At 46.6% G+C, this 14,847-nt stretch carries 13 protein-coding genes; 7 read left to right on the top strand and 6 right to left on the bottom strand.

Annotated features, from left to right (window positions below; translation table 11 throughout):
- Positions 1 to 19: 19 nt before the first annotated feature.
- Positions 20 to 265, bottom strand: a complete 246-nt coding sequence (locus OLMES_RS15270; protein WP_087462059.1) for a hypothetical protein — start codon at positions 263 to 265, stop codon at positions 20 to 22.
- A 103-nt stretch (positions 266 to 368) separates the two neighbouring features.
- Complete coding sequence (locus tag OLMES_RS15275) at positions 369 to 932, bottom strand: DUF6586 family protein (protein ID WP_157678331.1); 564 nt, start codon at positions 930 to 932, stop codon at positions 369 to 371.
- Positions 933 to 1,315: 383 nt separating this feature from the next.
- Here OLMES_RS15275 and OLMES_RS15280 point away from each other — a divergent pair, with 383 nt between their 5' ends.
- The 3 genes from OLMES_RS15280 (at position 1,316) to OLMES_RS15290 (ending at position 4,804) form a co-directional block, all read left to right on the top strand.
- Complete coding sequence (locus OLMES_RS15280; protein WP_232465121.1) at positions 1,316 to 2,647, top strand: DUF1329 domain-containing protein; 1,332 nt, start codon at positions 1,316 to 1,318, stop codon at positions 2,645 to 2,647.
- An 86-nt stretch (positions 2,648 to 2,733) separates the two neighbouring features.
- Complete coding sequence (locus OLMES_RS15285; RefSeq protein ID WP_087462062.1) at positions 2,734 to 3,804, top strand: response regulator; 1,071 nt, start codon at positions 2,734 to 2,736, stop codon at positions 3,802 to 3,804.
- 37 nt (positions 3,805 to 3,841) lie between these two features.
- Entirely contained in the window at positions 3,842 to 4,804 is a 963-nt protein-coding gene (locus OLMES_RS15290; protein WP_087462063.1) for a sensor domain-containing diguanylate cyclase, read from the top strand.
- A 71-nt stretch (positions 4,805 to 4,875) separates the two neighbouring features.
- Here the strand turns inward: OLMES_RS15290 and OLMES_RS15295 are convergent, their stop codons facing one another.
- Positions 4,876 to 5,112 carry a DUF2788 domain-containing protein gene (locus OLMES_RS15295; RefSeq protein ID WP_087462064.1) on the bottom strand — a complete coding sequence of 79 codons (237 nt, stop codon included), beginning with the start codon at positions 5,110 to 5,112 and terminating at the stop codon, positions 4,876 to 4,878.
- A 141-nt stretch (positions 5,113 to 5,253) separates the two neighbouring features.
- Between OLMES_RS15295 and OLMES_RS15300 the strand changes: the two genes are divergently transcribed.
- The gene (locus OLMES_RS15300; protein WP_087462065.1) at positions 5,254 to 5,709 is read left to right on the top strand and encodes an EVE domain-containing protein; all 456 of its coding nucleotides are present in this window, start codon (positions 5,254 to 5,256) and stop codon (positions 5,707 to 5,709) included.
- On the opposite strand, the gene OLMES_RS15305 is transcribed toward OLMES_RS15300, so the two are convergent.
- Positions 5,686 to 5,976: a glutaredoxin family protein gene (locus OLMES_RS15305; RefSeq protein ID WP_087462066.1), complete on the bottom strand. Its 291-nt coding sequence runs from the start codon at positions 5,974 to 5,976 to the stop codon at positions 5,686 to 5,688. The genes OLMES_RS15300 and OLMES_RS15305 overlap by 24 nt on opposite strands.
- Before the next feature lie 282 nt (positions 5,977 to 6,258).
- Between OLMES_RS15305 and rdgC the strand changes: the two genes are divergently transcribed.
- Positions 6,259 to 7,191, top strand: coding sequence for a recombination-associated protein RdgC (gene rdgC, locus OLMES_RS15310; protein ID WP_087462067.1), 933 nt, complete (start codon positions 6,259 to 6,261; stop codon positions 7,189 to 7,191).
- A 75-nt stretch (positions 7,192 to 7,266) separates the two neighbouring features.
- Here rdgC and OLMES_RS15315 read toward each other — a convergent pair whose 3' ends face one another.
- A complete protein-coding gene (locus OLMES_RS15315; protein ID WP_087462068.1) occupies positions 7,267 to 9,999 on the bottom strand; it encodes a bifunctional acetate--CoA ligase family protein/GNAT family N-acetyltransferase in 2,733 nt (910 codons plus the stop codon).
- 314 nt (positions 10,000 to 10,313) lie between these two features.
- On the opposite strand from OLMES_RS15315, the gene OLMES_RS15320 reads away from it, so the two are divergent.
- Positions 10,314 to 11,237, top strand: coding sequence for a histone deacetylase family protein (locus OLMES_RS15320; protein WP_087462069.1), 924 nt, complete (start codon positions 10,314 to 10,316; stop codon positions 11,235 to 11,237).
- A 45-nt stretch (positions 11,238 to 11,282) separates the two neighbouring features.
- Here the strand turns inward: OLMES_RS15320 and OLMES_RS15325 are convergent, their stop codons facing one another.
- Positions 11,283 to 12,911 (bottom strand): FkbM family methyltransferase, encoded by a 1,629-nt coding sequence (locus OLMES_RS15325; protein ID WP_087462070.1) that lies wholly within the window; start codon positions 12,909 to 12,911, stop codon positions 11,283 to 11,285.
- A gap of 286 nt (positions 12,912 to 13,197) precedes the next feature.
- Here OLMES_RS15325 and OLMES_RS15330 point away from each other — a divergent pair, with 286 nt between their 5' ends.
- Positions 13,198 to 14,778: a tetratricopeptide repeat protein gene (locus OLMES_RS15330; protein WP_087462071.1), complete on the top strand. Its 1,581-nt coding sequence runs from the start codon at positions 13,198 to 13,200 to the stop codon at positions 14,776 to 14,778.
- The last annotated feature ends 69 nt before the right edge of the window (positions 14,779 to 14,847 follow it).

The raw sequence follows: 14,847 nt of genomic DNA on the forward strand, positions 1-14,847 counted from the left end.
CAGACTCGTATCAAAAGGCTCAGTGAACAGTGTGGCTCTCCGAAGACTGTTCCTCTATCTCGGCCATTTCACGGGACAATGCACCAACAGCCTGGATTCCCGCGTTAATCATTTCTTTTGCTACCATAACATCATTTTCACGTAAAAAGTCTTTTGCTTCCTTAGAAAAGGAAATGGTAACAAGCTTCTCGCCAGAATCATCAACTTTCTGAAGCGCAAAGTCACCATTTGGAAGCTCTACAATTTCAAGATAAGATGCTGACATAATATATCCCCTGTATTCGGCCCCGGACCGCGACGACTTAACTGCACACTTGTCCGGGTACTGTAAGTGATAACATTCGAAGAAAACGACTCCCAACGAAGAATCAATATTCTTGATTGTTTTCTCTGAGTTGCTGCTTATGGCGATTCAATTCGGCTAAGGCCGTTTGCAAACGATCCCGCCAATCATTAAAGTTTTGAGGCGTGTCTACAGAGTTCGTGCCCGCCACGCCCATACTTGCACTCGTTGCGATTAGACTGGATTGCAATTCGCTATCCACTTCCAACCCGCCATCCGATGGTTTCCGAGACGCTGGGCTAGTAACCTGTCCATGGAGAAAAACCACTTCATTAACCCACGAACCGGGGCATGAAGCAAGCTCCAGCAAAAACGTTATTTCAGAAAAGTCGTGGCTCAATTCACGTCGGATTTGTTCTAGTGTTTCATAATGCCGCTTCGGTACTTTCAGCCCGGCTGCAATTTCGTTAATCAACCCACGCCAGGCTTCAAATAACAGCAATGTAGTTGAATGTGCCAAAGCCTGGAGCTGAGGTTCTCCCCCTCCTGCTTTTGCATCACCGGACAAAAAACCGGACAACATGTCAATCTGGAGACGACAAAAGTACGATTTTTCATTGGTATATCGCTGCCATAAAGTTGGTGTCAACCAATTTTACTCCTCTTCATCATTCATGATCTGACATCAAAATGTAAAGATGCCCATATCTAAATCATACAGGACACATAAATTTATGCCACGTCTTAATGTTAAAAATACAGCACAAAGGCCGAAACTATACTATCATTCAGTTAAGTTAAAGTATCATTCAGTTACGATTATTGCTGAAACAGGCTTAGCAATAGCGAACGTAGACACAGCGAAACTGATCAAATAATAACAATCCGGTTTGAGTGGCGTAGCATTTCATTAACGTATCTGCAGGCCCATCCGGTTATCCAAAATAATAATTTACTCGACAATAAATCAAACAGTTGTAATGGGAGGGTGAGTTGAACACCAGATTTCCAGGCTTGGTTAGAAACTTAACTTTGAGTTTAACAATTGCCTGCGCATCGAGTGCAGTCGCTAAGGTAAGTGAACAGGAAGCGAAGCGCCTGGGTTCAGATTTAACCCCGACCGGCGCACTCGCAGTGGGCAATGCTGCAGGCACTATTCCTGCTTGGACAGGCGGTATCACCGAGCCTCCTGCCGGTTATAAAGTTGGTGACTTCCACCCTTCCCCATTTCCTGGCGAAACAACGCTGTTTACGATCACAGCACAAAATTACAAGGAATATGCCGAGCACCTGACTCCCGGACAAATTGCACTATTGAAGCAGTATGATCCGGGCTACTTTATTCCCGTATATAAAACCCACCGCTCAGCGTCCTATCCGGACTGGATCTACAAGAAACTAAAAGAAAATGCCACAGCAGCAATTTTACTGGAGCATGGCAACGGTGTAAAAAATACGATTGCGACCAGCCCTTTCCCAATTCCCGAGAACGGCGTAGAGGTCATCTGGAATCACACGCTCAGATTTCGTGGCGAGCAAGCAGAATCCCGTGCTGCCTTTGTCACCCCGACACAGGATGGCTCATTCACCCCGACCATCATGGACTACGAGTATTACTTTACCTACAGCCAACCGGGGATGGAACTTGCCGACATTGACAACAAAATTTTCTATCTCCGCATCAAAATCATGGCTCCGGCAAAACTGGCTGGAACATTGAATCTGGTACATGAGACTCTGGATCAAATTCGGTCGCCAAGAAAAGCGTGGCGCTACGAAGCAGGGACACGCCGCCTGCGCCGCTCTCCAAATCTGGCCTACGGAACAGACTTCCCGAACGGTGCCAGCTTGAGAACCGTCGATCAGGAAGATATGTATAATGGCGCACCGGTACAATACACATGGGAACTGCTGGGTAAAAAGGAAATTTATGTTCCCTACAATGCCTACAAGCTCCACAGTGGTGACCTGAAGCTTGCAGACATCGTCCGCCCCAAACACATCAACCAGGAACTGACCCGTTATGAGCTCCATCGTGTCTGGGTTGTAGAGGGTGTGCTTCGTGAAGGAATAGGTCACGTTTACGCAAAGAGACGACTCTACTTTGATGAGGACAGCTGGCACATCCTGCTCACGGAGGAATATAACTCTGATGATAAGTTGTGGAGAGTCTCAGAAGCACACACGATAAACTACTACGAAGTCCCCACAGTTTGGACTACGCTGTCATTGACCTATGACCTGAAGTCTCAAAGGTACTTAGCTGATGGCCTGGACAACGAATATCGTCCTATAAACTTTTCACCTGATTTGAATATCAAAGACTTTACGACATCGGCTGCGCGGCGAGAAGCAAAACGTTGAGCCGATCAAACTGCTTGCTTAACCATACGGAGAACAGCAAACCGTATAAACTTTTTTAAAACTGCTAAAAATAGAGCTACCCGACTATGACTACTCCAGTCCTGATTTGCGATGATTCCACTGTGGCACGCAAACAGATGGCACGATCGCTACCGGACAATTGGGATGTCGATATATCATTTGCTGAACATGGAGAGGACGGCTTGAAAGCCCTTAAAGCGGGCAAAGGTGATATTCTTTTTCTTGACCTGAATATGCCGGTAATGGATGGCTATGCTGTGCTGGAAGCCATCTGTAAACAGGATATCCCGACCATGGTTATCGTGGTTTCCGGGGATATCCAGCCTGAAGCAAGGGAACGGGTTAAAAAGCTTGGTGCTATCGACTTCATCAAAAAGCCAGTCGAGAAGGAGCAGGTCGCTAAAATCCTCACGGATTATGGTCTCTATAGTCCGATGGCAATATCGGGCACGGAGGGCAGCCCGGGTACAGGAAACACCTCAGACACCCCGCAACAGTCACCATCTAAACAAAAAATCACCCAGGCACTCGCGTCAATGGGTCAGGTTGATTTGAGGGATTGTGTTCAGGAGCTTGCCAATGTTGCCATGGGACAAGCTGCTGACTTACTGGCCAGGCTGTTGAACGTATTTGTTGTTCTACCCATCCCGAAAGTCAATTACCTTGAAGTCAGTGAGCTGGAAATGGCGCTTTCCATTTCGACAGAAGACAACACCTATTCCGCTGTGTGCCAGGGCTTTATCGGATCTGGTATAGCGGGAGAAGCACTCCTGATATTCAGTGATTCCAGCTTCACTGACATGGCCAAACTGGTTAATTACACCGGTGAAATCAACAGCCAGGTGGAGTTGGAGCTGCTGATGGAGGTCGCCAGCATTCTGATCGGTGCCTGCACGAATGGCATTGCACATCAGCTGGATATTGCTTTCAGTGTTGGCCATCCGATGATTCTGGGGCAACATATCAATGTTTCGGAGCTGATTAGAAGCAATGCCGGGCGCTGGAAGAAAACCATGACAATTGAAATCACCTATGCGATCGAAAACTACGATATCTCTTGTGACCTGCTATTGTTACTTACTGAGGACTCCATGGATAGCCTCGAACGCAAAGCCTCATATCTACTGGCATCGTAAATCGTTTACCAAACCCGGAGCAATTTGAGTCGGCATTATGACAGAACCCCATTTGGACATAAAAGAATTCCACTGGCTGATGGACATGCTACAAACCATTGATGTTGGCCTGGTCGTATTGGACAAGGCATACAACATCCAGGTGTGGAACAGTTTTATGGAAAATCACAGTGGACTGGTGCCAACGCAGGTTAAAGATAAAAACCTTTTTACACTCTTCCCATCCATTGACGAAGACTGGTTTAAACGAAAGGCGGAAACCGTTTTCCTGTTAAAGAACCGGTCTTTTATCGCCTGGGAACAAAAACCGTACCTGATGCGCTTCAAAAATTACCGCCCGATCACCGGCACAGAAGCGTTTATGTACCAAAATGTCACCATATCCCCCCTGGCGTCAGCAGATGGGCAGATCGGCCATATCTGCATTATAATTTATGATGTCACCGATATCGCCAGCAATCGCAAAGCACTGGAAAGCGCGAACGCCGAATTAGCACGCCTGAGTCGGACTGACCGTCTCACACAACTGTTTAACCGGGGATTTTGGGAAGAATGTCTGGTTAAGGAATTTAATCGATTCCAGCGCTATCAACACACCTGCTCGTTGATCATGTTCGATATTGATCATTTCAAACGGGTTAACGATACTTACGGGCATCAAGCGGGGGACGAAGTGATCAAAACGGTATCGGAGGTACTGCGCTCCTGCCTGCGAAAAACAGATATTGCCGGGCGCTATGGCGGTGAGGAATTTGGCGTGATACTGGTGGATACAGACACCGAAGGCGCACAGATTTTCGCGGAACGGTTGCGAGCCGCCATTGAGGCACTGACCGTGCGCTACGAGACCACGACAATACGATTTACAATCAGCCTCGGCGTGAGTGCTTTGGAGCTCGGCATTCCGAACTACAAAGCCTGGCTTGAGCGAGCGGACCAGGCACTATACAAGTCAAAGCATCTGGGCAGAAACAAGACAACGTTGTTTGTCCCTGAATAAAAGCGATCCCTGAGTAAAAACTGTATCGGAATGAAAGCTGTACCGGTATGAAAGCCGCTCGCCTGAAGACTTCAGGAAATTAAATTAACGACTGGCTGTAACTGTATACCAACTTCCATGGTCTCAACAATAACGGTCTTGATGATAAAGCCCGCTACCCCGGTGAACAGCCCGATAAACAATATCGCCATGCCGAACTTGCCAGCTTTTGACTTTTTCGCCAGATCAAAAATAATAAATGCCATATACAAGATCAATGCACCCACCAGTATGGTGGTCGAATAGTTTGCAAACTGCTCTTCTGTCATAAAAATCTCCTCTTTACAGCGCCGGCTATTATATCGACAATCTTTTTTATTACAATTCGGCTATTGAAATTTTACACAAATGCACTATTCACTGAGTGTCGTACCCCTGCACTCGATTGATTAACACAGGCGTTATCTGATATGAATTACTGGATCATGAAATCCGAGCCCGACGTTTTCGGGATTGATGATTTGCTAAAACAGCCGGATAAAACGGCATGCTGGGATGGTGTGCGAAACTTTCAAGCCAGGAACTTTATCAGAGATGAGATGCAATCCGGGCAGCAGGCATTTTTCTATCATTCAAGCTGCAAAACCCCAGGTGTTGCGGGCATTGTGGAGATCTGCAGCGCAGCCTACCCGGACCCGACCAGTCTGGACAGTGAACATGAAAACTTCGACCCCAAAAGTGTTACTACGCCACGATGGTTTGCGGTCGATGTCCGTTTCGTGAGTAAATTTAAACGAATCATAACACTTCCGGAATTAAAATCACTGAGTGCATTCGCTGACTCGCCGCTAACCCGAAGAGGGAATCGCTTAAGTATTCTACCGTTGACTGATGAGCAGTGGTCAGCCGTTATCGCTGTCGAGTAAAGAACTATCGACAATTGTATTGGTGTCACTTTTCAACCAGCGAATCAGATCATCAGGTGCGAATGGCCAACCTAGATCATCAGCATAGCCTTCCACATAAAGTACAGGTATACGGATACCATACCGTTCAACCAATTGATCGTCATCCGCAATGTCTTTTTTTGTCCACTGAATGGGTAAATGCTGATTAACTTCACGCAGGACCTGTTCTGCCTGTTCGCACAAATGACAGCCTAAAGTCGTATACAATATTATTTCCGGTTGCATAAAGATTTACTTCTCCAGTACATTAGACCTGTTTGATGCCCCTGCTATGATGTACTCGCTCAGGGCCAGCTTGATTTAAGATAACTTATTGATTTACCAGAACTGACTAACATTTACACAATAGCCAACATACCTAGTGAAAAATCACTGAAACAAGCTATTCTAACATTACAGGCAAGGCCCGACATCACTCATCCTGGATACGATTACGACTGACAACCGGGTTTTCGGGCATTACACTCGGACTTAAAACAACACTTAACATTAGTATCAAGACTTTATATGCTATTTAAAAATATTTTCTTCTACCGCTTTACCAAACCTTTCCAAACGACTCTGGATGAATTTGAAACCGCACTGGCAAGCCATGCAGCAACACCAGTGGGTCCTCATGAACATTTTCGCCTGGGCTGGTCTGCACCACTGGGTAAAAACGGTCAACAACTGGCTCACGCCACAGCGGGACAATGGATGATCTCACTTTGCAGAGAAGAACGTCTGTTACCTGCTTCAGTCATTAAAGAGACGCTTGATGAGCGTGTGCAACTGATCGAGGACGAACAACACCGGAAAGTTCGTAAAAAAGAGAAAGACGAACTGAAAGAGCAGATTGTCACCGAATTGCTGCCCAGAGCATTCAAACGCTCACAGTTCACCTACGCCTACATCGATGCCCAAGCAGGATGGTTGATCGTTAACGCGTCTTCACCCAAAAAAGCGGATGAGTTAACCAGCTTCCTGCGCAAGACCCTTGGCTCCTTGCCGGTTCGCTTCCCAGAGGTCAACGTCGCTCCCAGTGACACCATGACAAACTGGTTAAGCGGTTCTGGCGACCTGCCTGCCTACATCACACTGAACGACGAAGTGGAATTGCAATCCCAGTCTGAAGAGAAATCAGTCGTGCGCTGCAGAGGCATGGATCTCGCGGGTGAAGAACTACAAACTCACCTTAAAGCTGAAAAACGTGTGGTTAAACTGGCAATCGAGTGGCGCGAGCGCCTCTCATTCGTGCTGAATGAAGACCTCTCGATTAAACGGCTGAAGTTTGGTGATTTCGTCGAAGATAAACTCGGCGAAATGGAGCTGGAAGGTGCCGCAGAGAAGTTTGATGCCACTTTCGCCATCATGAGCATGGAACTGGCTGAGTTTTTGCCAGAGTTGCTGGAAGCTCTGGGCGGGGAAGACCGTTCAAAATTGATCGACGAAGCCGCTTGAGTTCAGTCTTGTGTTAACGTACTAGATCAATCACTACAGATGCCGCACCTGCGACGGCATCTGTAGCCACACCGGTCAAGCGATACCGAGCTTGGCTTTTTGCCATTCGTCCGACGTTTTATTCAGCGGCAAGCGCAGATCCATCACCTCTTCTTCATGATTAAATTCAACCGTGAAGCCAAGTTTTCGGGCCAGCTTCAACATCGGTTCATTTTCCGGCAAAACCGAACCAATCATTTCCACAGTGCCACGACTACGGCAATACTCCACCATCTTATCCATCAGCAAGCGACCCAGCCCCTCACCTTTCATATCATCACGAATAATCACGGCAAATTCAGCTTGCAGATTATCCGCATCCGTCCAGGTTCGCACGACACCCAGTGTCTCGTCTTTACTCGCACTGTCATCACTGACGACTGCGACGAAAACCATTTCCCGGTCGTAGTCAATCTGGACCATTTGTGCTAATTCATCGTGGGAAAAGGATTTGCGATAGTGAAAGAAGCGGAATCGAATCGATTCCGGTGACAATTTACTGTGAAATCGAACATGGGCAGGCTCATCTTCACCCCGAATGGGCCGAAGCTCTACTTTTCGACCCGAACGTAAAGTGGTCCACTCTCTCAGCTCTTCAGGATAAGGCTGAATCGCCAACCGAACAGGCGCTGCAATTTCCACGGACATATCAACCGCTACGACACCATCTCGATTGAACAGCAATGGCAGGATTTCAAGCCCTTTGATCTCCGGAATATCAATCACCATTTGACTCATGGTAATCAGGGTTTCACACACTGCACGAATGTCCTGTTCAGGCTGGTAGCTGTATTCTTTAAGCAGTTTATACATGTGCGTTTGACGGAGCAGATCCCGCGCCAGCACCATATTAAGCGGTGGCAACGAAAGATGACGATCAGCCATGACATTGACACTGGCCCCTGCTGCTCCACACACAACAATGGGTCCGAAAACAGGGTCACGGGTAATCCCCAGGCTGAACCCTAACCCACCGATATGCTGATGACTCTCATGCACGGCATAACCCAGGAACGCACTTTCCGGAAAGTGTTCCTGATACTGCGAAAACAATAAACTACAGGAGGCAATAATCGCCTGCTCATCATTCAACCGCTTTAACGTTGCCTTATACCGGCCACGTCCGGTTTTCTCTTCCAGAAACGGATAGCTGCCCCGGTCATGCAAAAGCGTGACATTGACGGGTTTACCAAGCGATTTAAAAACCCTGACCACTTCTTCAACATCACTGCAATACCAGCTCTTGACCACAGGAATACCGTAATCGGAAACAATCTGACGGGCTTTTTCATTGGCCAGTGTTTTAAAGCCTTTCTGTACCGCTTTCGCCACAATCTTTCGTGCATGGGAACGATCTACCGTATGATCGGTATAGGACGATGGTGTCTCACGCAGCAACTTCTGGCTTCGATTGTGATTGACCTGGTGCATAAATGCCTGAATCGCTTTTTCAGGGGACGAAAAAGTGGGAATACCCGCCTCAAAAAACGCTTCCCGTGCTTCTCTGATCGTGCTCTGGCCCAGCCAGCAGGTAAACACATTCAGCCGGGATCGTCTTGTCTTACGGATTATGGAATCGGCGATTTGCAGACTGTCCTCGGTTAGCGAAGGCGCATACATCACCAGAACATTAGACACCGTAAAATCTTTCTCCAGAATTTCGAGGGCATCCTCATAGCGCTTCGGGCCCGCATTGTAATCCAGATCAATCGGATTACGGTGATTCCAGTACGCTGGCAACATGTCCTCAAATGCAGTCAGACTTTTCTCTGAAAGCTCTGTAAGCTCGCCGCCCAGCGAAGAAAGACGATCGACCGCCAAGACCCCCGGCCCAAAGCCATTGCACAATACCACCAGATGATCCTGCTTGATCGGTTTCATCCGGGTGAGGGTTTCCAGCGCATCGAACATCTCATCAAGACCCTGAACCCGGAGCACCCCGGCCCGCCGCAACACAGCGTCATAAATATCATCCCCGTTGACAATGCCATCGGGTAAATCAACAGGCTCCCACTGGGACTCCGGGACACGACCGCTTTTAACGCCAATCACAATTTTCCCCCGGGACGCAGCACGTACAGACGAGATAAATCGTCCCGGATTGGAAATCGTTTCAAAATGCAAAAGAATGGCTTTGGTATTTCTGTCTTGCGCCAAATAATCGATCAGGTCATCCGGGTCGATATCAATCCCGTCCCCTAAAGTCAGAAAATGGGAAAATCCGACGCCGCGGGCAAATGCCCAGTCAATCACCGTGCTGGCAATCGTACCTGACTGGCCAATAAAAGCGATTTTGCCCGGCAGCACATTCATATGGGCATAGGTAGCATTGATATTACGGGAAGGTACCATCAAACCGATGGTATTCGGCCCTAAAATTCGTATACCAAATTTGCGGGCGATTTCTTTAACGGAATACATCAAAGGCCTGCCACTTTTGCTGTGAGTTCTCGACAGCCCCCCGGTTAAAATGATCGCCGTGCGGACCCCCTCTTTGGCCAATTGTTTAATCAGTCCGGGAACCGTTTCCGGCGGTGTGCATACAATGGCCAAATCAGGTATAAAATCGAGCTTGCTGACTTTGGCTACACATTGAATCTCGTGAACCTGCTCATATTCTCGAGAATTAATCACAATCAATTTCCCGGGATAATGCGATGCCAGCAGGTTTCGCAGCACCATCCCGCCTAAATTTTGAGGTCGCTCGGATGCGCCAAGAATACAGATAGAATTGGGGTTGAAAAGTGCGTCGAGGTAACGGGTACTCACGCTAATGTCTCCGATTGCCGGTTTTTTCGCTCACTATACGGATATCGCTGGCTGAATGATTGATATTGATCACCTTTTTTATTTTTCCCGAGTAATAATTCAATCTATCGGATCGTGCGGTGCGACAAAAGTATAGCGAGAACACCATTGACTCAAAGTATGACCTGAATCATATTAATCACTTACTTATCGATCATATGATGATAGTCATGATTTCCGGAACTGAATAACAACTCTGGTAAATTAGCGCCGTGCCTAAAAAAGCACCAGCTCTGCCACACTCACAGCTTGCCAAAAAAAGATAAAAAACGCTTATGAAAACTGCTCTCTTTTCCCATGATGACTGCGAACTTCATGATATGGGATGCGGTCACCCGGAAAGCCCCGCGCGCCTGACCGCCATCAAAAACAAGTTGCAGGACACGCGCCTGATGCAACAACTGGATTATATCCGGGCGGAAGAAGTACAACGGGCCCATGTCGAAAAAGTCCACCCGGGTACCTATATTGATCAACTTGATCTCATGGTGCCAGAAAAAGGCCGGATTATGGCCGATCCCGATACAGCGATGATGAAACACAGCATGCGTGCGGCAAAATTGGCAGCCGGTGCGGCAGTGCAGGCTGTCGATGTGGTTATGTCCGGGCAGTACGACACCGCTTTCTGTGCCACACGGCCACCGGGACATCATGCAGAACGAAACAAAACCATGGGTTTTTGCTTCTACAACAACGTTGCCATTGCCGCACGCCATGCCATGGATCTACACGGCCTGGAACGGGTGGCCATTATTGACTTCGATGTGCATCAAGGTAACGGGACGATTGATATATTCCAGAATGACCCGCGGGTAATGGTCTGTTCCAGCTTTCAACACCCCCATTATCCGAACAGTCACTACACCCTGCTCCCGGATAATATTGTCAACACACCGATGGACGCTTATTCAAAAGGCATTGTCTTCCGCAATAAAACGGAAAAAGACTGGCTCAACCGGTTACAAAACCACAAACCCCAGTTAATTCTGATCTCTGCGGGTTTTGATGCCCATAAAGATGACCCGATGGCCGATATCGAGTTACAGGAATCAGACTATCGCTGGGTCACTGAAATGATTATGGACGTGGCAAAATATTACGCCGATAACCGGGTCGTTTCCGTGCTTGAAGGCGGCTACAATTTACAGGCATTAGCTGCCAGTGTGGAAAGCCACCTTGAAGTTTTGTCGGGCTGTTAGTGTATCGTCCTATATAAAACGGCACGCAAATGCCCTTCTGACGCCTTAAGGATTTTTGTGTTTAACGATGTAAACCATGGTGTCCCGCTTGTACTCATCCTGCATTTCTTCAAAACCGTGGAAAGAGTTATTGGTTTTCAAAAACCCAAATAGCGAGTTTGGCTTGTAGGGGGCTGTAAAGAATTTATCGAATCCTTCATATCTATGGTGCCTGGAACCCGAACACCTGAACGCAGCATCTTTCGGCGCATAAACAGAAGTGCCCAAATGCACATGGTCTGTATCTTCCGGGAGATACAGCATCATGGTCAGTAATCGTGCCGGGCTATCAGTGTGCGGACCGATTGAGTAGCCTTTTAAATCCCGCATAAACATGGCTTCAGCAAACACGTTAAGATCCGTTACCCCGGAATTCAGAATAATCTGCTCGAAACGCCGAATAATCGAAACCATTAACGTTTCCGAACAAAACCATTTTCTGAACTCATCCCAGAATACCCTTTTTTCATCAGACTTTAACCGCTCCAGCCCAGACTCCAAATGCATCACGAAGCGATTATCGTATGTACTTCCGCGAGTTCGTCCTGTTTCATTAATCGATATCAATTCATCACCGACAGGTTTCATTGCCATCATTTGCCGGTAATAATCATCGGGAAAAATATTCTCAACATAAAAATGCGGATAAGGCTCAAACCGAATATCCATGTTTGCAACAACAGACTGCATGTGCTCAAGGGGTGAAACAGCGGGTTGCTTACCGTGTTGATGATTGGGGCCAATCACAATGATATTGGCATCTGACGCGGTATTTGTAGAAGCTGCACCAGACGAAGTGTGCTTTGCCTGACGCGTTGAATTAACGTTATTCAATTGAGCGGATTGCGCTTCTGTATCATTGAATACTTCAAAACTGATACCGGATTCAAGCCGGTAAAAAATGAAGTTACCCACCCCCTTGAACGTCCCTTCCTGACGGATCGCGACTCCCACTTGTCTTTGGTCAAATACAAAGCCGAGCTCCGCTAATTGATTAATCAGAGATTGGTGCTCGGGCAAATTGGTATTCAGCTCAACCAAAATCGACTTAAGCTTCGGGTTTGATATCGCATCGAGTGCGCCCTGCAAAACGCAATGTTCCAAACCATCTACATCAATCTTGATATGATCAGGTTGCGGTATCACGCCTTTTGCAACAAGTTCATCCAGCTGAAAGGAAACACACCCCTGAGCCAGATGCGTGGAACGCTGTTGAAGATTGAAATCAATATCCTGACCGAATGTATGACAAGAGCCCCCCAATCCAAAGGTGCTCAGATACAGCCGGTCGACCTTGCTTTCATCTGTTAATGCCATACAGAACGCAACACACTTGTCCTGAATCTGGTTATAAACGATATTCCGATTCAACAGCGCATAGTTCTGTGATTCGGGTTCAAAGGCATACACTCTGGCACCCATGCCTTTAGCCGCCAATACGGTATACATGCCCACATTAGCGCCAATATCCACGAGCACATCATTTTCCTTAAACTGTGAAATCCAGACCACGGTATCGGGCTCTTTAGTGTAGAGGGATTCTGCCCGCCATTTCACCATATCATTAGAGGCTTCATAAATCAGCTCGGTGTCTCTGAATGGCACCTTGCAAACCGCGATTTGGTTGTTACTCATATACAGCGTTCTCCAGGGGATTGTTTCTGCAGTTGTAGAAGCACACTAGTAAAGATAGCAACCGTTGTGCCAATCGTCAGTTTTTTTAAATAAGCAGTACTTTGTATCGGCAGGGAAAAGCGGTTAATTTTTTCCGCTTATCAATTTACCGGTAAATTGGTCGTACACTTTGAATGAACTACAATGATCATGCAATCCACTGAAAAGCATATATTAAATTTCCATTTTTTATGCGTGCCAATATTTTCCAGAGTTCATAAAAACCAAGAACACTTTAGGATCACTAATGGATCTCTCTATCGACCAAGCATTAGACCTCGCGATTCAGTATCACCAGCAGGGGAAGTTAAACGAAGCCAAATCCATTTACGAAGCCATATTGAAGAGTAGCCCGCAAAACCATCATGCTTTAAATTTACTGGGCGTCATACACTTGAGTGAAGGTCACATTGATAGTGCAATACAATTGATAAGCAAATCACTAAAAATTGAACCGAATAATCCCAGGGCCTTAGTAAATCTAGGCCTTGCACACGACACTAAAAACAACATCAAAACAGCTCAGGAGCTCTACCAACTAGCTCTGCAACTTGATGCCAACATGCCTGAGGCGATCCTAAATTTGGGAGGATGCTATTTCAATAACAAACAATATGATCTCGCACAATCTCAGTATGAAAGACTTCTGAAACTCAGTCCGAACCATTCAGATGCACTCAATAATTTGGGAAAGATTGCAGAAAATAAAGGCGCTACAGGGGTTGCTGAGAAATACTATCGAAGAGCGGTGAAACACTATCCAAAAAATTCGACAGCGCTCGTTAATTTAGGCCACCTTTTGGTTCAAGAAGGTAAATTCGAGAAAGCGCTTCCCTATCTTAATAAAGCGATCGAAGCAAACCCTTATTCGGCTTTAGCTCATTATAATCGTGCTACAGTTTTACTACGGTTGGGTCAGTTTAAACAAGGCTGGTACGACTACGAATGGAGAATTATGAATCGTGCCGGACGGCGCTATCTATTGAACCCAGCTACTCGAGCCCAACTTCCCGCTCCAAGCACGCTCATGCCTATCGAACTTGAAGGTAAAAAGATATGGTTCCTTGGAGACCAAGGCATAGGTGATGAATTATTTTTTCTCCGTTTTATAGACCGGCTAAAATCAAGCGGCGCGATTCCGTTTGTAAGCATCAGCGAAAAATTGGAACCCTTAGTCAAGCGCTGGGGACACGTCATACTATCAAGTGAAAATAGTTCCGACACTGCCATCGACTACATCTTCTCGCTTGGAGACCTACCTCTGATTACAGGCATGTCGTGCCATTCGGAAATACCCGGGTCTATCCAGATGTCACCACTTCAAAATAAAATCGATCAAGTCAACCAAGACCTGGCGAAAATGCCCCGACCATGGCTAGCAATTACTTGGGAAGGTGGGACTCGAAATGACGAACGACAGCTACACAAACATATTCCCTTGGAGCAACTACTGAACAGCATTAGCCAATGGCATGGCAGTGTATTAATCGTACAAAGGGAACCAAACAACGAGGACATTGAAGCCGTCAAATCCATGTTTGGTAATCGAATGTGCGATTGCTCTGAGATGAACAATGATCTTGAATACGCTCTGGCTTTGCTCAATCAGATTGACAGATACATTGGTGTAAGTAATACCAATATGCATTTACTTGCAATGACAAATGGTACAGCCGATGTATTGGTACCGCTTGAGTCCGAATTTCGTTGGATGGCAAAGGGTGACAAAACTCCCTGGTTTCCAGATTTTAATCTCTACCGGCAATCCAGTGACCATACTTGGAACACTGCATTGAAACAATTGAATAAGAAGCTGTTGAATAGCTAAAATCGAGGTTTTAACTATATTTGTATCTATTGGGTACAACAATTGCTTAAACATTAATTACTGACGGTT

Source organism: Oleiphilus messinensis (genome assembly GCF_002162375.1).
Classification (GTDB): domain Bacteria; phylum Pseudomonadota; class Gammaproteobacteria; order Pseudomonadales; family Oleiphilaceae; genus Oleiphilus; species Oleiphilus messinensis.